General features: G+C 62.4%; 24 protein-coding genes. 16 read left to right on the top strand and 8 right to left on the bottom strand.

Features of this window, described 5'->3' with window-relative positions:
* Positions 1–11 precede the first annotated feature (11 nt).
* A complete protein-coding gene (locus NKH60_RS08930; protein ID WP_023677524.1) occupies positions 12–326 on the top strand; it encodes a MocE family 2Fe-2S type ferredoxin in 315 nt (104 codons plus the stop codon).
* Positions 327–328: 2 nt separating this feature from the next.
* The gene (locus NKH60_RS08925; RefSeq protein WP_352832667.1) at positions 329–1,558 is read left to right on the top strand and encodes an NAD(P)/FAD-dependent oxidoreductase; all 1,230 of its coding nucleotides are present in this window, start codon (positions 329–331) and stop codon (positions 1,556–1,558) included.
* 33 nt (positions 1,559–1,591) lie between these two features.
* On the opposite strand, the gene NKH60_RS08920 is transcribed toward NKH60_RS08925, so the two are convergent.
* From NKH60_RS08920 to hslV, 5 genes are all read right to left on the bottom strand, one after another.
* On the bottom strand, positions 1,592–2,551 hold the full coding sequence (locus tag NKH60_RS08920) for a DUF1402 family protein (protein WP_352832598.1): 960 nt from the start codon (positions 2,549–2,551) through the stop codon (positions 1,592–1,594).
* A 182-nt stretch (positions 2,552–2,733) separates the two neighbouring features.
* On the bottom strand, positions 2,734–4,047 hold the full coding sequence (gene hslU / locus NKH60_RS08915; RefSeq protein ID WP_254815924.1) for an ATP-dependent protease ATPase subunit HslU: 1,314 nt from the start codon (positions 4,045–4,047) through the stop codon (positions 2,734–2,736).
* A gap of 4 nt (positions 4,048–4,051) precedes the next feature.
* Positions 4,052–4,648 carry a DUF2585 domain-containing protein gene (locus tag NKH60_RS08910; RefSeq protein ID WP_352832596.1) on the bottom strand — a complete coding sequence of 199 codons (597 nt, stop codon included), beginning with the start codon at positions 4,646–4,648 and terminating at the stop codon, positions 4,052–4,054.
* Between the two features lie 4 nt (positions 4,649–4,652).
* Positions 4,653–5,195 (bottom strand): GNAT family N-acetyltransferase, encoded by a 543-nt coding sequence (locus NKH60_RS08905; RefSeq protein ID WP_352472585.1) that lies wholly within the window; start codon positions 5,193–5,195, stop codon positions 4,653–4,655.
* Positions 5,185–5,736 (bottom strand): ATP-dependent protease subunit HslV, encoded by a 552-nt coding sequence (gene hslV, locus NKH60_RS08900; protein WP_352472584.1) that lies wholly within the window; start codon positions 5,734–5,736, stop codon positions 5,185–5,187. The genes NKH60_RS08905 and hslV overlap by 11 nt, the downstream gene beginning before the upstream one ends.
* 225 nt (positions 5,737–5,961) lie before the next feature.
* Between hslV and hisB the strand changes: the two genes are divergently transcribed.
* From hisB to NKH60_RS08830, 14 genes are all read left to right on the top strand, one after another.
* The gene (gene hisB, locus NKH60_RS08895; protein WP_352472583.1) at positions 5,962–6,561 is read left to right on the top strand and encodes an imidazoleglycerol-phosphate dehydratase HisB; all 600 of its coding nucleotides are present in this window, start codon (positions 5,962–5,964) and stop codon (positions 6,559–6,561) included.
* Between the two features lie 4 nt (positions 6,562–6,565).
* Positions 6,566–7,039 (top strand): DUF2628 domain-containing protein, encoded by a 474-nt coding sequence (locus NKH60_RS08890; protein ID WP_352813974.1) that lies wholly within the window; start codon positions 6,566–6,568, stop codon positions 7,037–7,039.
* Between the two features lies 1 nt (position 7,040).
* Entirely contained in the window at positions 7,041–7,691 is a 651-nt protein-coding gene (gene hisH, locus NKH60_RS08885; RefSeq protein ID WP_023677533.1) for an imidazole glycerol phosphate synthase subunit HisH, read from the top strand.
* A gap of 3 nt (positions 7,692–7,694) precedes the next feature.
* Positions 7,695–7,985 (top strand): DUF1330 domain-containing protein, encoded by a 291-nt coding sequence (locus NKH60_RS08880; protein WP_352472581.1) that lies wholly within the window; start codon positions 7,695–7,697, stop codon positions 7,983–7,985.
* A gap of 2 nt (positions 7,986–7,987) precedes the next feature.
* Positions 7,988–8,737: a 1-(5-phosphoribosyl)-5-[(5-phosphoribosylamino)methylideneamino]imidazole-4-carboxamide isomerase gene (gene hisA, locus NKH60_RS08875; protein ID WP_352472580.1), complete on the top strand. Its 750-nt coding sequence runs from the start codon at positions 7,988–7,990 to the stop codon at positions 8,735–8,737.
* On the top strand, positions 8,734–9,570 hold the full coding sequence (locus tag NKH60_RS08870) for an arginase family protein (protein ID WP_352813970.1): 837 nt from the start codon (positions 8,734–8,736) through the stop codon (positions 9,568–9,570). The genes hisA and NKH60_RS08870 overlap by 4 nt, the downstream gene beginning before the upstream one ends.
* Positions 9,567–10,361, top strand: coding sequence for an imidazole glycerol phosphate synthase subunit HisF (hisF, locus tag NKH60_RS08865; RefSeq protein ID WP_352814122.1), 795 nt, complete (start codon positions 9,567–9,569; stop codon positions 10,359–10,361). The genes NKH60_RS08870 and hisF overlap by 4 nt, the downstream gene beginning before the upstream one ends.
* A gap of 36 nt (positions 10,362–10,397) precedes the next feature.
* Positions 10,398–10,724 carry a phosphoribosyl-ATP diphosphatase gene (locus NKH60_RS08860; RefSeq protein ID WP_352451663.1) on the top strand — a complete coding sequence of 109 codons (327 nt, stop codon included), beginning with the start codon at positions 10,398–10,400 and terminating at the stop codon, positions 10,722–10,724.
* Between the two features lie 18 nt (positions 10,725–10,742).
* Positions 10,743–11,702 (top strand): type I pantothenate kinase, encoded by a 960-nt coding sequence (gene coaA / locus NKH60_RS08855; RefSeq protein WP_352451662.1) that lies wholly within the window; start codon positions 10,743–10,745, stop codon positions 11,700–11,702.
* 77 nt (positions 11,703–11,779) lie between these two features.
* On the top strand, positions 11,780–12,787 hold the full coding sequence (locus NKH60_RS08850) for a glycosyltransferase family 2 protein (protein ID WP_352454814.1): 1,008 nt from the start codon (positions 11,780–11,782) through the stop codon (positions 12,785–12,787).
* Entirely contained in the window at positions 12,787–13,557 is a 771-nt protein-coding gene (locus tag NKH60_RS08845; RefSeq protein WP_352813969.1) for a class I SAM-dependent methyltransferase, read from the top strand. The genes NKH60_RS08850 and NKH60_RS08845 overlap by 1 nt, the downstream gene beginning before the upstream one ends.
* 7 nt (positions 13,558–13,564) lie before the next feature.
* Positions 13,565–13,960 (top strand): GtrA family protein, encoded by a 396-nt coding sequence (locus NKH60_RS08840; RefSeq protein WP_352832587.1) that lies wholly within the window; start codon positions 13,565–13,567, stop codon positions 13,958–13,960.
* Entirely contained in the window at positions 13,950–15,524 is a 1,575-nt protein-coding gene (locus tag NKH60_RS08835; RefSeq protein ID WP_352871952.1) for a hypothetical protein, read from the top strand. Before NKH60_RS08840 ends, NKH60_RS08835 begins: the two co-directional genes overlap by 11 nt.
* Positions 15,525–15,615: 91 nt before the next feature.
* Positions 15,616–17,229, top strand: coding sequence for a hypothetical protein (locus NKH60_RS08830; RefSeq protein WP_352871950.1), 1,614 nt, complete (start codon positions 15,616–15,618; stop codon positions 17,227–17,229).
* Here the strand turns inward: NKH60_RS08830 and NKH60_RS08825 are convergent.
* The 3 genes from NKH60_RS08825 to NKH60_RS08815 form a co-directional block, all read right to left on the bottom strand.
* Positions 17,192–17,809: an alpha-ketoglutarate-dependent dioxygenase AlkB family protein gene (locus NKH60_RS08825; protein WP_352472574.1), complete on the bottom strand. Its 618-nt coding sequence runs from the start codon at positions 17,807–17,809 to the stop codon at positions 17,192–17,194. The genes NKH60_RS08830 and NKH60_RS08825 overlap by 38 nt on opposite strands.
* A 131-nt stretch (positions 17,810–17,940) precedes the next feature.
* Positions 17,941–18,378, bottom strand: a complete 438-nt coding sequence (gene arfB, locus NKH60_RS08820) for an alternative ribosome rescue aminoacyl-tRNA hydrolase ArfB (RefSeq protein ID WP_023677545.1) — start codon at positions 18,376–18,378, stop codon at positions 17,941–17,943.
* Between the two features lie 79 nt (positions 18,379–18,457).
* Positions 18,458–20,068 (bottom strand): phosphoenolpyruvate carboxykinase, encoded by a 1,611-nt coding sequence (locus NKH60_RS08815; RefSeq protein WP_352871947.1) that lies wholly within the window; start codon positions 20,066–20,068, stop codon positions 18,458–18,460.
* Positions 20,069–20,244 lie beyond the last annotated feature (176 nt).

Raw genomic sequence — 20,244 nt, 5'->3', positions numbered from 1 at the left:
GGGACCCGTAAATGAGCGACTGGGTCGAGGCCTGTGACGCCGAGGACATCGACGAAGAGGACGTGATGCGCTTCGACCATGGCGGCCGCACCTTTGCCATCTATCGCAGCCCCGACGACGAGTATTTCGCCACCGACGGGCTTTGCACGCATGAGAAGGTGCATCTGGCCGACGGGCTGGTCATGGACGACATCATCGAGTGCCCGAAGCACAATGGCCGCTTCAACTACAAGACAGGGGCTGCCAGGGGCGCGCCGGTGTGCGTCGATCTAAGAACTTATCCGGTCAAAGTCGACGCCGGCAAAGTCCTTGTCCGGATCGGTTGATGATGACGAAGGGAATGGTCATCATCGGCGCCGGCGAATGCGGCGGGCGCGCCGCCCTTGCGCTGCGCGAGCTCGGCTATGATGGCCCGGTGACGCTGGTCGGCGACGAGCCGCATCTGCCCTATGAGCGCCCGCCGCTGTCGAAAGACGCGATGGTTGCCGACGCGCCCCTGATCAAGGCGATCGCCAGCGACGCGATCCTGGCCGAGCGCTCTATCCGGCATATCCACTCGGTTTTGGCTGTGGCGATCGACCGCACGGCGCATGTCGTGCGCCTGTCCGACGGTTCCGCCCTGGCCTACGACAAGCTCCTGCTGGCGACCGGTTCGGTGCCGCGCAAGCTGCCTATGCCGGGCCTTGGCGGGCGCTGCGTCTACCTCCGGACCTTCAACGACGCGCTGGCCATTCGCGCCCATCTCAGCGCCGGAAATCGCATCGCCATAGTCGGCGGCGGCTTCATCGGGCTTGAGCTTGCCGCGGCGGCACGCAGACTGGGTGCCGCGGTCACCATCATTGAGGCGCAGCCGCGCATCTTGATGCGCGGCGTGCCAGCCGAGATCGCTGAGGTCATCCATCAGGCGCATGAAGCGGAAGGCGTGAAAATCCTGTGCGGCGAGGGCATCGCCGCCATTGCCGATGATGGCGCCGAAGTGCGCATCGCGCTCGCCGGTGGACGCGACATTGTCGCCGATCTAGCCGTGATCGGCATCGGCGCCGTGCCGGTGACCGGACTTGCCGCGGAGGCGGGGCTGACCGTCGACAATGGCATCGCCGTCGACGCCGAGCTTCGCACCAGCGACCGGGATGTCTTTGCCGCCGGCGATTGCTGTTCGTTTCCGCTCGCCATCTATGGCGGCCGGCGCGTGCGGCTCGAAGCCTGGCGCAACGCACAGGAGCAGGGCGCGCTCGCCGCAAGGAATATGCTTGGCGCCGGCGAGTTCCATGCGGCGGTGCCGTGGTTCTGGTCGGATCAGTACGGCCTGACCTTGCAGATCGCCGGCCTGTCGGACGAAGGCCGCAGCATCGTGCGCCGCGACCTCGGCGACGGCGCCTTCATCCTGTTCCACCTCGCCGAAGACGGCAGGCTGGTTGCGGCAAGCGGCATCGGCGCCGGCAACGCGGTCGCCCGCGACATAAGGCTGGCCGAGATGCTGATTGCGAAGCAGGCAAGGCCGGCGCCGGAAGCGCTGGGCTCGCAGGCGATCAAGCTGAAGTCGCTGCTGGCGGCATGAACGCCGCGTGGATAATTGGCCGAGCGCGTTCGGCTAAAACAGCGCCTTCAGCTCCGGCAGCTTGTCGTTGACCAGCCAGCCATAGTAATTTTCCTCGGGCAGTTTTTCCGGCTCGCCCGCAGCGCGGCGCTTGTCGTTCTCGGCCTTCAGCGCATAGGCGCGCTGTTCGGGGTTGCCGACATTGTAGAGCGTCGACGTGATGCCGGGATTGCCTGAGATGTCAAAGCCGGCAATGCTTCTATAGGCGTCGATCGACTTCCTTATCGTCGCCGCGACATAAGGCAGTGTCAGGTCAGGATCCATGATGGTCTTGTAGACCGCGTTGGGATCGCCGACGTCGAGTTCCGGCAGGCCGGAAACCTTGTGCACGAGGTCGCTCATTTGCAGCGCCGTCAGCGGATTGAGCTGGCCAAGGCCAAAAGTCTGCCCGGCATAATAAGGCTGGAAGAAAGTGGCGCCTAAGCGGTCGTTGGGAAAGCTCTCGCCGTCGACGGTCTTGCCACGGAACGACCGGTTCCACACCTGTTCGCGGCACTCCCACAGATCGTAGCTGTCGGACTTCCCTGCGCATTTCGTAAATTGCGGCCGCTGCACGAAATCGGAGATGTCCTCGCCATCATAGGCAAAGGAGAGCTTGCTCGACAGATACGAAATCGCCTTGACGTAGTAGGTCTGCAGCCGGTCGTAGGCATCGACATTGTAGGTGTGCTCGCCGACGATGGCGCCGACGATATGCATTGGGTCGATTCCATAGGCCGCGGCTGCCTGCTTGATCTTGCCGCGCAACTCGGCATCGTTCTGGAGCAGCGCAAAGACTTTGCGGTATTTCGCCTGGAAGGTGGTGTTGGTCGCCTGGGTGCGCCGGCTCGAAGCGCCCGGTATGTCGGGCTGCTCGGTGTTGCGGTTGCCCGGCGGCACCATCGTTGCCGCTTGCGCGGCGAACATGGCTGCCGCCAGCGTCAGCCCCAAAATGACGAGGATCAGTTTTTTCATGCGCCGCCGCCCAAATAGTCGCCGGCAAACTAGGTAATGCTCCACCGGGAGTCGAGAGACGCCTGCACCCGACGGGACGAAAGCTTGCCGGATGCTTCCATTTGGCCACACATCGGGAATGCTGGGCCAAATTGGGGAGGCCGGGAGCAATTCCCCGACCCTCTTCGAGAATGAAGCGTCTCCTACAGGATGAAACGCGACAAGTCCGTGTTTCTGGAGAGGTCGCCGACATGCTTCTCGACATAGGCGGCATCGATGGTCACCGAGGTGCCGTTGCGGTCCGGCGCGTCATAGGAGATATCGTCCAGCACCCGTTCCATCACCGTCTGCAGCCGCCTGGCGCCGATATTCTCGACGCTGGCGTTAAGGTCCACGGCGATGCCGGCCAACGAATCGATCGCGTCATCGGTGAAGACCAGGTCGACGCCTTCGGTCTTCATCAGCGCGATATACTGCTTGATCAGGCTGGCTTCGGTCTCGGTGAGGATGCGGACGAAATCGTCCTTCTCCAGCGCCCGCAGCTCGACACGGATCGGCAGGCGGCCCTGCAATTCCGGCAGCAGATCGGATGGCTTGGCGACGTGGAACGCACCTGAAGCGATGAACAGGATGTGGTCGGTCTTCACCGGTCCGTATTTGGTCGCAACCGTGGTGCCTTCGACCAGTGGCAACAGGTCGCGCTGGACGCCCTCGCGCGAAACACCGGCACCGATGCCGCCTTCACGCGAGGCGATCTTGTCGATCTCGTCAAGGAAGACAATGCCGTCATTCTCGGTCGATTCGAGTGCCCTGCGCACCACTTCGTCCTGATCGAGCAGCTTGTCGGACTCGTCGCTGATCAACAGCCCGTAGGACTCCTTGACGGTCGTCTTGCGCAACTTGGTCTTCTTGCCGCCCATCGCCTTCGACAGCATGTCGTTGATGTTGAGCACGCCGATATTGGCGCCCGGCATGCCGGGGATCTCGAAGCCAGGCATGCCGCCATTGCCGGTATCGGCCACTTCGATCTCGATCTCCTTGTCGTCGAGCTCGCCGTCGCGCAGCTTCTTGCGGAAACTGTCGCGGGTGGCCGGGCTCGCCGTCTTGCCGACGAGCGCTTCGAGCACCCGTTCCTCGGCGTTGATGTGGGCACGCGCCTTGACGTCCTCGCGCATCTTCTCGCGCACCAGCCCGATGGCGATCTCGACCAGATCGCGGATGATCTGCTCGACATCGCGGCCGACATAACCGACCTCGGTGAACTTGGTGGCTTCGACCTTGACGAAAGGCGCACCGGCAAGGCGTGCCAGGCGGCGTGAAATCTCGGTCTTGCCGACACCGGTCGGGCCGATCATCAGGATGTTCTTCGGCATCACCTCTTCGCGCATCTGGCCCTCGAGCTGCTGGCGGCGCCAACGGTTGCGCAAGGCAATCGCCACGGCACGCTTGGCGTCTTTCTGGCCGATGATGAAGCGGTCGAGTTCCGAAACGATTTCGCGGGGAGAGAAGGTGCTCATGTCACTAAATTCCACTTTGCCACTGCCGAATGGACTCGAACGGATGCAGCAGCATGATCACGTTGAGTGTCAGATTGTCCCGGATGAGATAGCCGACACCGAATTCGAAGATGAGGGCGAGGGTCACGATCACCCATATAGGAAACCTTCGCGCCATGACAAACCCCAGCACCATGGCCAGCGTGTCGGACACCGAATTGATGATGCTATCGCCATAATAGTCGAGCGAGATTGTGCCGGCGCGGTAGCGGTCGATGATGAAAGGGCTGTTCTCGAGCAACTCCCAGCCGCCCTCTATAACCACCGCAAAGGCCAGCCTGAGCCCGATCGGCGAGCGCGGGAAAAGGAACCACGCCAGCGCATAGAACAAGAAGCCGTGAATGATGTGCGAGAAGCTGTACCAGTCGGAAATATGCTGGGAATTCTCGGAGCTCTGCACAATGCCGTGCCACAGCTTGACATAGCCGCAGGTACAGATCGGCGTCCGCCCCATGCCGTAGAGGACCCCGGCCTGGAAGATGACCAGGCCGAGAACCAACAGAAGCCCCATTCGCCAGCTGTCTTCGTAGGCCGAGACGGTTTTGTCGCTGGATACGCTCATGCTGCTATTGCCCCTCTTTTGCCTCACCCTGTCCGGCGTCGCCCTCTGGGGCATCAATCGCCATCAGCACGGCATCGCCATATTCCGACTTCCTGCGATCGATAGCCCTGAAACCGGCCTTTTCATAGGCACGGATAGCCCGTGCATTGGCGGGGTCCGGGTCGATGATGACGCGCGGCGTACCTTCCTCGAAAAGCTGCTCGACGAACTGCCGGACGATCGCCGAGCCGTGGCCGACCCCGACAAGCCCCGGCACGCCGATCGACAGATCGATGCCGAGCGTGCCGAACGGCTGGTCGCTATAGGGATGGCCGTCCTCCAGATGCGGATCGTAGCTCTGCAAATAGCCGATGGGCTTTCCGTCGAGCTCGATAATCAGCGGCTCGACCGAAATGCTGTCGATATGCTCGCGGATCTCCGCAATCTCGGTCTCTGGGTCGTTCCACCATTCGGCGACATGCGGCTCGGCAAGCCAGCCGGCGATCATCGGCAGGTCCCTCTGGATCACCGGCCGAAAACCATAGCGGAGGCTCCGCTCAGGCGGCATCGAGGGTTTCGACGACGAAGTTGTTGTTTGTGTAGACGCAAATGTCTGACGCGATCTGCATCGCCTTGCGGGCGATCTCCTCTGCGCCCTTGTCGCTGTCCATCAAAGCGCGTGCCGCCGCCAGCGCGTAATTGCCGCCGGAGCCGATGGCCATGACGCCAAATTCGGGCTCCAGCACGTCGCCGGTGCCGGTCAGCGCCAGCGACACCGACTTGTCGGCCACCAGCATCATTGCTTCCAGCCGGCGCAAATAACGGTCGGTGCGCCAGTCCTTGGCGAGCTCGACGCAGGCACGTGTTAGCTGGTCGGGATATTGTTCGAGCTTGGCTTCGAGCCGCTCAAGCAGCGTGAAAGCATCGGCGGTGGCGCCGGCAAAACCGGCGATGACGTTGCCGCTTTTGCCGATGCGGCGCACCTTCTTGGCGTTGCCCTTCATGATGGTCTGGCCGAGGCTGACCTGGCCGTCGCCGGCGATCACCACCTTGCCGCCCTTGCGCACGGTCAGGATGGTCGTGGCATGCATGGTCAGTTCATTCGACATTTTCTGCTCCGATCAGCACCGATCCCATCGAGGCGATCGGCGCGTTACGAGTGACTTGATCGGCCATATGTATGCATAGGCCGGATGATTGCAAACCGGCCATCCGCCGGGCCGGACTGTGCTCCGCAGCGGTAACTGGCAATCGCCGGATCATGCTGCTAGAAGGCTTTCGTTTTCAGGCATGTGAACGCCTGAACCGTGCAAATCTGAGACAAGGATGAGGTCATGGCGCCCCGTTCCGCCGAGATAAGCCGCAAGACCAGGGAAACCGACATCGCCGTGTCGGTTCAGGTCGACGGCTCGGGCAAATCCGACATTTCGACGGGCGTCGGCTTCTTCGACCATATGCTGGACCAGTTGTCGCGCCATTCGCTGATCGACATGACCGTGAAGGCCAAGGGCGACCTGCACATAGACGACCACCACTCGGTCGAGGATACGGGCATCGCGCTCGGCCAGGCGCTGGCCAAGGCGTTGGGCGAGCGGCGCGGCATCATGCGCTACGCCTCGATCGATCTCGCCATGGACGAGACACTGACGCGGGCGGCAATCGATGTCTCCGGCCGGCCTTTTCTGGTCTGGAATGTTTCGTTCTCGTCGCCGAAGATCGGTACGTTCGATACCGAGCTGGTGCGCGAATTCTTCCACGCGCTGGCGCAGAATGCCGGCATCACGCTTCATGTCACCAATCATTACGGCGCCAACAACCACCACATCGCCGAGACCTGCTTCAAGGCCGTGGCGCGTGTGTTGCGTTCGGCGCTTGAGCGCGACCCGCGCCAGCCGGACGCGGTTCCCTCCACCAAGGGATCCCTGAAAGGATAGCGTCATGGCCATCTATGTCGTGATGAAGCCGCCAGGCCGCAGCGAAAGCGTGGACACTACCTTTATCCGTGACGGCTTTGCCTGGCTCGGCTTCCTGGTGCCGCCGCTGTGGCTGGCCTGGCACCGGCTGTGGGTCGAGGCGGCATTGGCGTTTGTCGCCATGGGCCTGCTCTCGATGCTAGGCGAAAGGCTGGACCTGGAAACAGCCGGCTCGCTTTTATCCCTGCTTGTCATGCTCTTTGTCGGACTGGAAGGGCAGGGCTTGCGGATCGCAGCCCTGCGCCGTCGCGGCTGGCATGAATGGGGCGTGGTCGAGGCCGACAGGCTCGACGACGCAGACCTCCGCTATGCATTGGAAGCCGATGCTCAGTCGGATGAACAACCGACGGTGCAACGCATCGTCCCAGACGCAGCACATGCCCGGTCGGCGCAGATGGGCCTGGCGCTGGGGCTGAACCATATTCCGGGAAAGCCCTGAGATGAGGGTAGCGATCATCGATTACGGGTCGGGCAATCTGCGCTCGGCCACCAAGGCCTTCGAGCGTGCCGCGCATGAAGCCGGTATTGCCGCCGCGATCGAACTCACCGCCGATGCCGAGCGGGTCAGGACCGCCGACCGCATCGTCCTGCCCGGCGTCGGTGCCTATGCCGATTGCGCCGCTGGACTGCGTGCGGTAGCCGGCATGTGGGAAGCGGTCGAGGAGGTGGCGATCGCCAAGGCTCGGCCGTTCCTCGGCATCTGCGTCGGCATGCAGCTGATGTCGGAGCGAGGCCTGGAAAAGACCGTCACAAAGGGCTTTGGCTGGGTCGCCGGCGACGTCAAGGAGATCACGCCGGCCGATCCGACACTGAAGATCCCGCAGATCGGCTGGAACACGATTGACCTGAAGCGCAAGCATCCGCTGTTTTCCGGCATTGCGACGGGTGGCAAGGGACTGCATGCCTATTTCGTCCACTCCTACCATCTCGATGCACGGAAGGAGGATGAGGTGCTGGCGGTTGCCGACTATGGCGGCCCGGTAACGGCCGCTGTCGCTCGCGACAACCTCGCCGGAACGCAATTCCACCCCGAGAAGAGCCAGGCGCTGGGCCTGGCGCTGATCACCAATTTCCTAGGCTGGAGGCCCTGAACCATGAGCAAGAAGGGCTATTGGATGGCAATGGTCGATGTCCGCGATCCCGAGATCTACAAGCGATATATCGAGGCCAATGCCGCGGCTTTCGCGAAATACGGCGCGAAGTTCCCGGTGCGCGCCGGGCGGTACACCAGCCCGGAAGGACCGGCAGGCAATCGCCACGTGCTGGTGGAGTTCGAATCCTATGAAAAGGCGCTGGAATGCTACGGCTCGCCTGAATACCAGGAGGCGTTGAAGTACAGGCTCGCCGGCTCGACCGGCCACTTTGTCATCGTCGAAGGCGCCTGAAGGTGTTTCTGTTTCCGGCGATAGACCTCAAGGACGGCAAATGCGTGCGCCTCAGGCATGGCGACATGGCGACCGCCACCATCTACAATGACGATCCCGCCGCTCAGGCGCGCGTCTTCGAAGAGCAGGGCTTCGAATGGTTGCACGTCGTCGACCTCAACGGCGCCTTCAAGGGCCAGAGCGTCAACAGCGCCGCGGTCGGCGCCATCCTGAAGGCGACGAGCAATCCGGTGCAGCTCGGCGGCGGCATCCGCACCCTGGCGCAGATCGAGGACTGGCTCGACCGTGGGCTGGCCCGCGTCATTCTTGGCACCGTGGCGGTCCGCGATCCGGATCTGGTCAGGCAGGCCTGCAAGGCATTCCCGGGCAAGATCGCTGTCGGCATCGACGCCAAGGGCGGTAAGGTCGCGGTCGAAGGCTGGGCTGAGGCCTCGAGCCTCGGCGTCATTGAACTGGCGAGGAAATTCGAGGGTGCCGGCGTCGCCGCCATCATCTACACCGATATCGACCGCGACGGTGTGCTGACTGGCATCAACTGGGACGCCACCATCGATCTCGCCGACGCGGTGTCGATCCCGGTTATCGCCTCGGGCGGGCTCGCCTCGATCGCCGACATCGTGCGCATGACCATGCCCGATGCCCGCAAGCTCGAAGGCGCGATCTCCGGCCGCGCCCTCTACGACGGCCGCATCGACCCGGCCGAGGCATTGGCGATCCTGCGTGGCAAACCGATGGCAGGGTGTGAAACGTGAAGGTCTCGATTATCGTTGCTCCCTACGACAGCGGGCACTATCACGAGGGGTGCGGCCAGGGGCCGGACGCCATCGTCGGCGGTGGGCTGGTCGAAGCCCTGACCGTGGCTGGCCATGATGTCGCCGTCGAAGATATCGGCAAGGTCGGAGACGAGCAGGGGCGCGAAATTGCAACCGGCTTCGCCGTCTGCAACGCCGTCGCGACCAAGGTTAACCTCGCCCGCGATGGAGGACGCTTCCCCATTATCCTTGCTGGAAATTGCCTGACCGCCGCCGGTGCGGTTGCCGGTGAAGCGGCGGATTCGATCATCTGGATCGACCAGCATGGCGATCTCAACACGCCGGAGACGTCGGCCTACGGCTTTCTCGACGGCATGGCGCTGGCGGCGACGCTCGGGCTCTGCTGGCATCCGATGGCGGCAGCAATTCCGGGGTTCCGGCCGATAGACCCGGCGCGCTGCATGCTGGTCGATGCCCGCGACCTCGATCCCGACGAAAAGCGACTGCTGGAAACTTTGCCGATCGTGCGCACCGAATGTGCCGGTGCACTCGATATGATCGGAAAGCTCACGGCGGCAGGGACTGTGCGGGCGCATCTGCATCTCGACCTGGATGTTCTCGATCCGGATGTGCTGCAGGTGAACCGCTACGCGCACCCGGGCGGCCCGAGTCCGGAACAGCTGCGGCAGCTTGCCTGCGGACTGGCCAGGTCAATCCCGATTGTCGGCGTGACGCTCTCGGCCTACGACCCGGCCTTTGATTCCCAGTCCGAAGTTCCGCCCGTCGTCGGCCAGCTGCTTGTCGACTTTCTTGCGGCGATCGAGAGGATCTGATGCTGAAAGCCCGCGTCATCCCCTGTCTCGACGTCAAGAACGGCCGTGTCGTCAAGGGCGTCAATTTCGTCGACCTGGTCGATGCCGGCGATCCCGTCGAAGCGGCAAAAGCCTATGACGCGGCCGGCGCCGACGAGCTCTGCTTTCTCGACATCACCGCCTCGTCGGAAAACCGCGAGACCATTTTCGATGTCATCGCCCGCACCGCCGAACAATGTTTCATGCCGCTGACCGTTGGCGGTGGCGTCCGTCAGGTCGCCGACATCAGGAAGCTGCTACTGGCCGGCGCCGACAAGGTGTCGATCAACACGGCGGCGGTGAAGACCCCAAATTTTGTCGCCGAGGCTGCCGACAAATTCGGCAACCAGTGCATCGTCGTCGCCATCGATGCCAAGAAAGTGTCCGCTGCGAGCGAGGCTGATCGCTGGGAGATATTCACCCATGGCGGCCGCGAGAAGACCGGCATCGACGCCGTCGAGTTCGCTCGGCGAGTGGTCGACCTCGGCGCCGGCGAGATCCTGCTGACATCGATGGACCGCGACGGCACCAAGGCCGGCTATGATATAGCCCTTACCCGCGCGGTCGCCGATGCCGTACGCGTGGCGGTCATCGCTTCCGGTGGCGTCGGCACGCTCGACCACCTTGTCGAAGGCATTCGCGACGGCCATGCCGGCGCGGTGCTGGCGGCGTCGATCTTCCATTTCGGCACCTACAGCATCGCCGAAGCCAAGCTGCACATGGCTCAGGCCGGACTGCCGATGCGGCTGGACTCGCCGGGTAATCGGTCCTAGAGCCTTTCCGGCTAAGAAGAGGCTGTAAACGCCGTCATGACCGAGTTCTCGCTCTCCGATCTGGAGAAGATTATTGGCGAACGCGCACGTTCCGGCGATCCGGATTCGTGGACGGCCAAGCTCTTTCAGCGTGGCATGAGCAAGGCAGCGCAGAAACTCGGCGAAGAGGCAGTCGAAACGGTGATCGCAGCCGTCAGCGCCGACCGGGACGCGCTTGTTTCGGAAAGCGCCGATCTCATCTATCATTGGCTTGTCGTTCTTGGCGTAGCGGGCATTCCGCTGAGCGATGTGCTCAACGAGCTTGAACGCCGCACCGGTCGTTCGGGCATCGCCGAAAAGGCGTCTCGGCTGGACCGGGGCTGATCGCTGCGGAGGAACTCGATGGACCAGCTCGCTCCTACCGAGAAGTATTCACCCTATCGTTTCTTCTCGGCCGAGCAATGGTCGCGGTTCCGCGCCGATACGCCGATGACGCTCACCGAGGACGAGGTCCGTCGTCTGCGGTCGCTGAACGATCCGGTCGATCTCCACGAGGTCGAGCGCATCTATCTTTCGATGTCGCGGCTGTTGTCGGCTCATGTCGAAGCCAGTCAACTCCTGTTCAGGCAGCGCCAGGCCTTCTTCAACGCGCTGGACGCGGCCAAGACACCGTTCATCATCGGCATTGCCGGTTCCGTCGCGGTCGGCAAATCGACCACGGCGCGCGTGCTGAAGGAGCTGCTGGCGCGCTGGCCGTCGAGTCCCAAGGTCGACCTGGTCACCACCGACGGTTTCCTGCTGCCGAACGAAGTCCTGCGCCGCAACAACCTGATGGAGCGCAAGGGCTTTCCGGACAGCTACGACGTCGGCGCGCTGCTGCGCTTCCTGTCCGGCATCAAATCGGCGCAGCGCAACGTCCGCGCGCCGGTCTATTCGCACCTGACCTATGACGTCATCCCGGGCGAGTTCCAGACCATCGACCGGCCGGACATCCTGATCTTCGAGGGCATCAACGTCCTGCAGCCGGGCAAGCTGCCGAAGGATGGCAAGATCGTGCCTTTCCTGTCGGATTTCTTCGACTTTGCCATCTACATCGATGCCGAGGAGGCGCTGATCCATCACTGGTATATCGCCCGCTTCATGCGGTTGCGCGAAACCGCCTTCCGCGACCCGGCCTCCTTCTTTCACCGCTATTCGCAACTTTCCGAGGATGCGGCCCGCGCCATCGCCGAGGGCCTGTGGACCAACATCAACCTGAAGAATCTGCGCGAGAATATATTGCCGACCCGCGCCCGAGCCGATCTCATCCTGCGCAAGGGCGCCAACCATCTGGTCGAGGAAGTGGCGCTCAGGAAACTGTGAAATCCCGGGACATTCCTTAAAGTCATCTTAACCCAGTCTTTCTATTGTCGGGCCTGATCTGCGGGCTCGGCAAACAAATGAATGCGCCATTCCTAAACATCGATCGGCCGGCAGCTGACCGCATCGCACGTCCAGGCAGCGGCGGCGCAACGATTGCCCTGATCGTGCCTGTCCACAATGAGGAAGGCGCAATTGCTCCATTCCTGAAGGCGGTATGCGAAAGCACCGCGCCGCTGAAGGACAAAGGCGTTGCCCTCGAGTTCATCTTCGTCAACGACGGCAGCAGCGATACGACGCTCGAAAAGCTGATCGAAGCCCAACAAACCGATCCACGCATCCACGTAATCGACCTTTCACGCAATTTCGGCAAGGAAGCCGCGATGACCGCGGGGCTCGACAGCTGCGATGCCGATGCAGCGATCCCGATGGATGTCGATATGCAGGATCCGCCGCATGTCATTCCGCTGCTTGTAGAAAAGTGGCGCGAGGGTTTTGAGGTTGTTCTGGCCAAGCGAGCCAATCGGTCGAGCGACAGCTTTCTCAAGCAGCGCTCCGCCTCGATGTTCTACCGCGTTCACAACTGGATCGCGCAGCAGAAGATCCCGCACGATGTCGGCGACTTCCGTTTGATCGACCGCCAGGTCATCCAGGCGCTGCGGTCTTTGCCCGAACGCCGTCGTTTCATGAAGGGCCTGTTCGCCTGGGTCGGGTTCCGTACCGCAAGCGTCGAATATGTCCGCGATCAGCGCATCGCCGGCCAGTCGAAATTCTCCGGCTGGAAGCTGTGGAACTTCGCGCTCGAAGGCATCACCAGCTTCTCCACCGCTCCGCTTGAAATCTGGACCTATGTCGGCGCGACGATTTCCGCGCTGTCGTTCCTCTACGGCCTGCTGATCGTCGCCAAGACAATGATCTTTGGCGTTGATGTGCCCGGCTACGCCTCCCTGCTGGTCAGTGTTCTTTTCCTTGGCGGCATCCAGTTACTCGGCATCGGCATCATCGGACAATACCTCGGCAGGGTCTACGCCGAGATCAAGCAGCGTCCGATCTACATCGTGCGCCGCAAATATGAGGGAATGAGCTGATGGAGATCGACGCCTACCGACAGATGGCCGCCACCGAAGACGAGCATTGGTGGTTCTGCGGGCGTCGCGCCATCGCCGAGGCGGTCATTCGCAGCATCGGCCTGCCTGAAAACGCGCGCATCGTCGAGATCGGCGCCGGCACCGGCGGCAACATCCGGATGCTGGAGCAGTTCGGCGCAGTGACGGCAGTCGAGATGAGCGATCTCGCGCGCAGGATTGCCTGGGAAAAGACCGGCCGCGACTTCCTCGCCGGACATCTGCCGGACAACATTCCTGTCGCGCCGCAAAGCTGCGACCTCGTCTGCCTGTTCGACGTGCTGGAACATGTCGCCGAAGACGAGGCGTCGCTTGCCGCGATCCGCCAGATGCTGAAGCCGGGCGGCGGCGTCGTCCTCACGGTGCCAGCACACCAATGGTTGTGGAGCACGCATGATGTTGGGCTGCATCACATGCGGCGCTATTCACGCAATCTGCTGCGTGAACGAATTGAAAAGGCTGGTTTCGCGATCGACCGGCTGAGCTACACAAATGCCGCGCTCTTCCCGGTAGCGGCGCTGGCACGACTGGTGGACAGGTTGCGCAGGCCGGCCTTGCCAGCCGGTCATGCCACGCCGCCGAAACCACTGAATGCAGCGATGAAGGCAGTGTTTTCGGCGGAAGGCCGCATCATACCAAATGCAAGCTTGCCCTTCGGGGTTTCGCTGCTGGCGGTATTCCGCAAGAACAGCGCCGTCGAAACCGCTCGCCCCGACGAGAAATTGGCAGCTTGACCGCGTCATGGGCACCGGCTCGTATCGTCGACTATCGCGCTTTGCGCTGATTGGCATCGCGTCGACGCTGATCTACGCCGTTTGCGCTTTTCTGCTGTCGCGTGGACAGGCAACGGCAGCCTTGCCGGGGGCGCTCACATCGTTTGCGGCCTACGCCGTCGCCGCGTTGTTCTCCTACACCGGGCATAAATATTTCACGTTCACCTCGGGCGGCAGTCACGCTATGGAATTGCCCCGCTTCCTCCTGCTCACCGCTTCCGGCCTCGCCGTCGCGATCGCCCTGCCGGGGCTTTTGACCCAGATGCTCGGCGTCCCTGCCGCAATCCCGATCCTGCTCACCTGCATTGCCGTGCCGGTCATCAACTATGTCGTCCTCGGGCGGTGGGTGTTTCGTGGTCTCTAGCGCGCGATCCCTCAGTGAACTGCTGCCCGGCGCCAACCGCTTCTCGCCCTTTGCGGGCGTAGCGGGTGCTCCGTTGCTGCTGGCCTGCCTGATCGTCACATACGCCGTCTGGCTATCCACCGTTGCAATCCCGACCAATGTCGACGTGTCATGGCTTCTGGTCGTCTGCGACCGCCTGCTTGGCGGAGAGCGGCTCAACACGGACATCGTGGAGACCAACCCACCTTTCTCGATCTGGCTCTACATGCCGTTCATGCTCCTGGAAAAGCTCACTGGCATGCGTGCGGAATTCTGGCTGACGCTTGGCGTCGTTTGCCTGAGCCTGGCCAGTCTTTCCGTTTCCGTCCGCATTCTCGCGCGCGATGAACCGGTCTACCGGCAGCCCCATGCGCTGTGGGCGGCAGCGGCGGCCCTGTTTTTGATCCTGTGTTTCATGCCGGATCAATTCGGCCAACGCGAGCACTTCGCATTGATTGCCATTCTGCCTTGGGTGGCGTTGCAATGCACACGTCAGCGGAACCTGGATTTCAGCGCGGGCTCGCGCCTGGAGCACATGGTCGCGGGTTTCGGCGCGGCGGTCGTGGTCATGGTCAAGCCGCCCTATTTTGTGCTGGCCTTCATGTTGCCGTCGCTCTGTCTTGCGCTTGAAAGGCGGTCGCTGAGACCGCTCTTCGTCGCAGAGAACCTGGTGGGCGCTGCGATCGTGGCCGCCTATATAGCGTCCATCGCGCTCTTCGACCGCGCTTACATCAGCGACGTCCTGCCCTTGGTCAGGGAGGTCTATCTTCCGTTGAGGGCCTCTGCCGCCGATATGCTGGCAAACTGGCCGAAAGTGGTGCTGCTTCTGGCCGCCGCCACCGTGCTTGCGGCCGGCGGCCTGAGAAAGACGAACTGGGACGTCAGGATTCCGCTCCTGACCGCCCTGGGGTTCATTCCGGCCTTCATTGTCATGGGCAAGGGTTGGCCCAATCACGCGCTGCCGATGGTCGTTGTTGCGACACTTGCATTTGGCATCCAGCTTGTGCGGTTCGGCACATTCGGCAGTGCAGGCTTCGTTCGCAAGGCCGCCCTGATCTTCGGCTGCGTGCTGGTGCTGCAAATAGCGGTCAGGGCACAGTACGCGGCGCTGACGACGGATAACGGCCCGATCGCCCGGTCTGTCGCCGCGATCCGCGCAACGGTCGAAACCCCGGCCATCATGTCGATTGCCGACCAGATGCAGGTTGCCCATCCCCTCGCCAGGCTGGTCGGCGGCAGGTTCATATCACGCCATCCGAGCGCCTGGGCGGTCTCCAACGCGGACACGCTCGCCCGCGTCACCGGCGATCTCGAACGGAGACCGGAACTTGAAAGCATCCGCGATCGGGTGATCGGCGAAAACGCCGCCGAGATATCAGCGAAGAAGCCCGATATCGTGCTGTCAGGCTCGCCGGCGTGGACTGCCCTGATGCTGCAGGACAAGCGGATCCAGGTCGCCTTGGCCGGCTATCGTCTGCTGCACGCCGAGCCGGAAATCACTGTCTATCTGCGTTACACGGCGCCTGCGCCGCTCCAAACCGATTGAGCAGGACCCCCCGGAAACCCATGACACGGCTGGATCCAATCGCTCCACTGGACGACATATGGCTCGATCTCGAGAGCCTCGGTGCAACAGCATGAGCGTCTCGAACGACATTGGCGGCTTGAGCCGCTGGCGCGACCGGGATATTGCGGCGTCGCTGCTTCCTAGCCGCAATGTCCTGGCCATTGCCGCAGTCACCGTCTTCTCGATCTTCTGGCAGCGACGTTGGGGGACTGTTCCCGACACTAGCTGGCTGATCACGGTCTGCGAGCGTATGCTGTCCGGTGAGCGGCTTTACTCGCAAATCTACGAGACCAATCCCCCATTCAGCGTCTGGCTCTATCTGCCGCCAGTGGCTGCAGCCAGATTGCTGGGCACCGCCCCGGAAATCCTGGTTGAGGCCTGGACATACCTTGCCGTGCTTATCGGACTTTCGCTCTCGGGCGTGATCGTCAAGCGTGCGGGTTTCACCGAAACTGCATCATTGTTTGCACTGGGGCCAGCGTTTTGCGCAATGTTGGTGGTCTTCCCCGGAAATGCCTTCAGCGAGCGGGAGCATATCGGCATGGCACTTTTCATGCCGCTGCTTGCGCTTCATGCCTGGCGCGCGCGCAGAGATGCAGCTGCCCAACCAGACCCCGGGCTCGCCGTACTCGCCGGCCTGTCGGGCAGCATTCTGCTGCTGGTCAAGCCCTACTATGCGATCATGGTGTTGGCGCCGGCGCTGGTCGTTGCAGTGCGCCGGCGCAGTCTGAAATCGATCTTCGCCCTGGAACACTGGGTCATTGGCGGCATCTGCGTTGTCTATCTCAGCACGGTCACGCTGATCCATCCGGAATTTGTGCGCGACATCTATCCCCTCTTGGCGGACGTTTATGCAAAGATCGGCATCTTTTGGCCGATTGTGATCGGCTACGGTTTCTCGTGGTGTTTCCTTGTCTTCCTGATCTGGTGGCTGTGGCCGGCCAGGCGGTTTCCAGAGCTGGCGGCGGTAGCGTTGGCGGCATCGATCGCCGGCATGTTTCCCCTGTTCTACCAAGCCAAAGGCTGGTCTTATCATGCCTATCCCGCGATCTTTTGCGCTGTGGCAGCCATTTTCTGCCTGTTGGCACTGCCCAGGATCGTGCAGCGGCCGTCGAAGCTGTTGACGTTCGTGACGGCTCCTTCGCGAGCTTGGGCATTGGCGGCGGTGGCAATCGCTTTCTTGCCGTACTGGAGCACCCAGAAACCAGGGCCGGCGCTGGTTGCTGCAATTCGCGCCGCCACCGATCGGCCGACCGTAGCGTTGGTCAGTTCGGATATTTCCTCGGGACATCCGTTGAACCGTATGATCGATGGGCAGTTCGTTTCGACCCACGTCAGCGATTGGCTTGGAGCGTTCGCACTTTCCCTGTCCCGGCAGGCATCTCTCTCGGGTGACACCGCCGAAGCCATGCGTTACCAAGCCATCATGGCGCGCTACGTCGAAAGCAAACGCGAAGAGTTCGTGCGTCTGCGCCCGGATATCGTCGTCTTCAAGAAAAACAACACGATGTGGACAAGCCAATTGATGGAGCGTTTTGGCTTTGACGCCATCCTGGCGCACTACCGCATTCTTATCGAGGACGAGACCGAGCGCATCTATCTGCGCGACGATTATGTCCGCCCGGGCCACCGGCCACCCGAACAGCCTATTTCGGCATCGTCACCCGTCGCAGCGTCAGATTGATGCGGCCGCCACTCCTGAGCAATGCCGAGGTCGACGGGTAGATACGGTCGACGCCGTGAAAGCAGAGCCGCCCTTCGCCGCCAAGCACGACGACGTCGCCGCTCCTCAGCCTGAACGATTTGGTGGCGCCGTCGCGCGTCGTCTGGCCGACCCGGAACAGGCAATCGTCGCCGAGCGACACCGAGACGACAGGCGCGGAGAAATCGCTCTCGTCGCGGTCCTGGTGAAGACCCATCTTGGCATCCTGCGAATAGAAATTGACCAGGCAGGCTTCCGGCAGGTGCGCATAGGCAGATACATCCCGCCACAGTTCGAGCAGCATCTCCGGGATCGGCGGCCAAGGCCTTCCGGTCACCGGGTGGGTCGGCTGGTAGCGATAGCCGTGCTCCTTGTCGGTGACCCAGCCCAGCGGACCGCAATTGGTCATGCGCACGCTCATCTCCTTGCCGGTACGCGGCATCGCCGGCACGAACAGCGGCGCCTTCTGCACGACCTGCCTGATATCTTCCACCAGCACTTCCTGCATGGCGCGCGACAGGTAGCCGGGCATATGGCGGACGCCTTTGGGCAGTACGAGCATCGCGTCGGTTAATCCGTTGGTCTGGAGAAATCAGAATGCCACCGTCAAATGAAAACGGCGACCCGAAAGCCGCCTCCGACGGTGGCTGCGCGCTTTAACCGGCGATCTGAGATCCGAAGCCGCTTCGGCTGTCACTCATCCCCGACCCGGCCGCGCAGTTTCTTGATCGAGCCGCGCCCGGCCTTGCTCTTGAGCCGTCTTTCGACCGCGCCTTTGGACGGCCTGGTCTTCTTGCGCGGCGGTGGTGGTGGTTCGGCGGCCTTGGCGACCAGTGCCGTCAGCCGCGCCCGGGCGTCCGCCCGGTTCTGCTCCTGGGTGCGGAAGCGTCCGGCTTCGATGACGATGACGCCGTCCTTGGTGGCGCGCTGGCCGGCAAGCTTGATGGTCCGTTCGCGCACCCGCTCCGACAGGCCAGCCGCATTGGCGGCATCGAAGCGCAATTGCACTGCCGTCGCCACCTTGTTGACGTTCTGGCCGCCCGGGCCGGACGAACGGATGAAGTCCTCGTGCAGGTCGCCCGGATTAATCACCGCATCGTCGGTAATGATGATCTTGTCGTCGGCGTTCATGCCGCACTCATGGCGCGGCAGGCGAAAAAAGAAAAGGCCCGATTGAAGCCGGGCCTTGAAGCATCACCAGGGGCGACGGCTATTCAGCCGCTACCTGCATGCGTGGTGCGGCGCCGAGCACGGTGGCGTCGACATGGGCTTCGAACTTTTCGAAATTGTCGACGAACATGCCGACCAGCCTTGCCGCCTGCCGGTCGTAGGCGGGCTTGTCGATCCAGGTCGATCTAGGGTCGAGAATGGCGCGGTCGACGCCGGCAACCGTCACCGGTACGTCGAAACCGAAATTGGCGTCGGTGCGGAAGTCGGCCGCTTTCAGCGAGCCGTCGAGCGCCGCCGCAAGCAGCGCCCGCGTTGCTTTGATCGGCATTCGCTTGCCGGTGCCGTAGGCGCCGCCGGTCCAGCCGGTGTTGACCAGCCAGCAATCGACGCCGTGGCGGGCGATGAGCTCGCGCAGCAGATTGCCGTATTCCGACGGATGCCGCGGCATGAACGGTGCGCCGAAGCATGTCGAAAATGTCGCTTCGGGTTCCGTAACGCCCTTCTCGGTCCCCGCCACCTTGGCGGTATAGCCGGAGAGGAAATGGTACATGGCCTGCGCCGGGGTCAACCGCGCGATCGGCGGCATCACACCGAATGCGTCGGCGGTCAGCATGATGATGTTCTTCGGGTGGCTGGCGCGCCCCGTCTTGCTGGCATTGGGGATGAAGTGGAGCGGGTAGGCGCAGCGTGTGTTTTCGGTCAGCCCGCCATCGTCGAAATCCGGCACGCGGCCTGCGTCGAGCGCCACATTCTCCAGCACCGTGCCGAAGCGCTGGGTGGTGGCGAAGATCTCCGGCTCGGCTTCGGCCGAAAGCTTGATCGTCTTGGCATAGCAGCCGCCCTCGAAATTGAAGATGCCGTGCGGTCCCCAGCCATGCTCGTCGTCGCCGACCAGCGTGCGCGACGGGTCGGCCGACAACGTCGTCTTGCCGGTCCCGGAAAGGCCGAAGAAAACGGCCGCGTCGCCGAAGGGCCCTTCATTGGCCGAGCAGTGCATCGGCATCACACCTTTTGCCGGCAGCAGATAGTTGAGCACGGTGAACACCGACTTCTTCATCTCGCCGGCATACGAGGTACCGCCGATCAACACGATCATGTGCGAAAGATCGACGGCAATCACCGTTTCGCCGCGCGTGCCGTGGCGGGCGGGATCGGCGCGGAACGACGGCAGGTCGATGATCGTCAAATCGGGCATGAAATGCTCGAGTTCGGCGGCGGCCGGTCGGATGAGCAGATTGCGGATGAACAAGGAGTGCCAGGCAAGCTCCGTGATCACCCTGGTCGGCAGCTTCAGTTCCTCGTCGGCGCCGCCGACCAGGTCCTGCACATAAAGGTCCTTTCCTGCCGCGTGGGCGCGAAAATCGGCAAGCAGCGTATCGAACTGGATCGGCGAAATCGCTTTGTTGTTGTCCCACCATATATGCGGCGCGGTGCTTTCGTCGCGCACCACGAATTTGTCCCTGGGCGAGCGGCCGGTGTGCTGCCCGGTCTCGGCGGCAAGCGCGCCATGCGCGGTGAGTCGGGCCTCGCCACGGCGGATTGCCTCCTCGTAGAGCGCGGCCGCGCCGAAATTATAGCGCACCACGCCCGTGGTTCTCAGGCCGATGCGATCGATTGCACATGCAGGATTGCGTTTGCCGGCTTCCGACATGGGTGTCCCTTCTTCGATTTACCGAGTCTTTACCGGCGAATTCCGGAACCCCTATTGCAGGAGCCAAAAACGTCAAAACCAGAAAAGGCGAATGATATCAAATCATTAATCGATTTAAATATTTTGAAAGTTGTTTAAATCGTTTATATGTGCAAAAACACTGATGGTTGCCCAAA

Origin of the sequence: Mesorhizobium sp. M1006 (assembly GCF_040318825.1) — a bacterium.
GTDB lineage: Bacteria > Pseudomonadota > Alphaproteobacteria > Rhizobiales > Rhizobiaceae > Mesorhizobium.
This window is presented reverse-complemented; position numbering and strand designations above follow the sequence as displayed.

What these genes read in the sequence shown, in the direction of transcription:
- NKH60_RS08930 (WP_023677524.1), top strand. Translation starts at nt 12, where the DNA reads ATGAGCGACTGGGTCGAGGCCTGTGACGCCGAGGACATCGACGAAGAG.
- NKH60_RS08925 (WP_352832667.1), top strand. Translation starts at nt 329, where the DNA reads ATGACGAAGGGAATGGTCATCATCGGCGCCGGCGAATGCGGCGGGCGC.
- NKH60_RS08920 (WP_352832598.1), bottom strand. Translation starts at nt 2,551, where the DNA reads ATGAAAAAACTGATCCTCGTCATTTTGGGGCTGACGCTGGCGGCAGCC.
- hslU (WP_254815924.1), bottom strand. Translation starts at nt 4,047, where the DNA reads ATGAGCACCTTCTCTCCCCGCGAAATCGTTTCGGAACTCGACCGCTTC.
- NKH60_RS08910 (WP_352832596.1), bottom strand. Translation starts at nt 4,648, where the DNA reads ATGAGCGTATCCAGCGACAAAACCGTCTCGGCCTACGAAGACAGCTGG.
- NKH60_RS08905 (WP_352472585.1), bottom strand. Translation starts at nt 5,195, where the DNA reads ATGCCGCCTGAGCGGAGCCTCCGCTATGGTTTTCGGCCGGTGATCCAG.
- hslV (WP_352472584.1), bottom strand. Translation starts at nt 5,736, where the DNA reads ATGTCGAATGAACTGACCATGCATGCCACGACCATCCTGACCGTGCGC.
- hisB (WP_352472583.1), top strand. Translation starts at nt 5,962, where the DNA reads ATGGCGCCCCGTTCCGCCGAGATAAGCCGCAAGACCAGGGAAACCGAC.
- NKH60_RS08890 (WP_352813974.1), top strand. Translation starts at nt 6,566, where the DNA reads ATGGCCATCTATGTCGTGATGAAGCCGCCAGGCCGCAGCGAAAGCGTG.
- hisH (WP_023677533.1), top strand. Translation starts at nt 7,041, where the DNA reads ATGAGGGTAGCGATCATCGATTACGGGTCGGGCAATCTGCGCTCGGCC.
- NKH60_RS08880 (WP_352472581.1), top strand. Translation starts at nt 7,695, where the DNA reads ATGAGCAAGAAGGGCTATTGGATGGCAATGGTCGATGTCCGCGATCCC.
- NKH60_RS08860 (WP_352451663.1), top strand. Translation starts at nt 10,398, where the DNA reads ATGACCGAGTTCTCGCTCTCCGATCTGGAGAAGATTATTGGCGAACGC.
- coaA (WP_352451662.1), top strand. Translation starts at nt 10,743, where the DNA reads ATGGACCAGCTCGCTCCTACCGAGAAGTATTCACCCTATCGTTTCTTC.
- NKH60_RS08850 (WP_352454814.1), top strand. Translation starts at nt 11,780, where the DNA reads ATGAATGCGCCATTCCTAAACATCGATCGGCCGGCAGCTGACCGCATC.
- NKH60_RS08845 (WP_352813969.1), top strand. Translation starts at nt 12,787, where the DNA reads ATGGAGATCGACGCCTACCGACAGATGGCCGCCACCGAAGACGAGCAT.
- NKH60_RS08840 (WP_352832587.1), top strand. Translation starts at nt 13,565, where the DNA reads ATGGGCACCGGCTCGTATCGTCGACTATCGCGCTTTGCGCTGATTGGC.
- NKH60_RS08830 (WP_352871950.1), top strand. Translation starts at nt 15,616, where the DNA reads ATGAGCGTCTCGAACGACATTGGCGGCTTGAGCCGCTGGCGCGACCGG.
- NKH60_RS08825 (WP_352472574.1), bottom strand. Translation starts at nt 17,809, where the DNA reads ATGCTCGTACTGCCCAAAGGCGTCCGCCATATGCCCGGCTACCTGTCG.
- arfB (WP_023677545.1), bottom strand. Translation starts at nt 18,378, where the DNA reads ATGAACGCCGACGACAAGATCATCATTACCGACGATGCGGTGATTAAT.
- NKH60_RS08815 (WP_352871947.1), bottom strand. Translation starts at nt 20,068, where the DNA reads ATGTCGGAAGCCGGCAAACGCAATCCTGCATGTGCAATCGATCGCATC.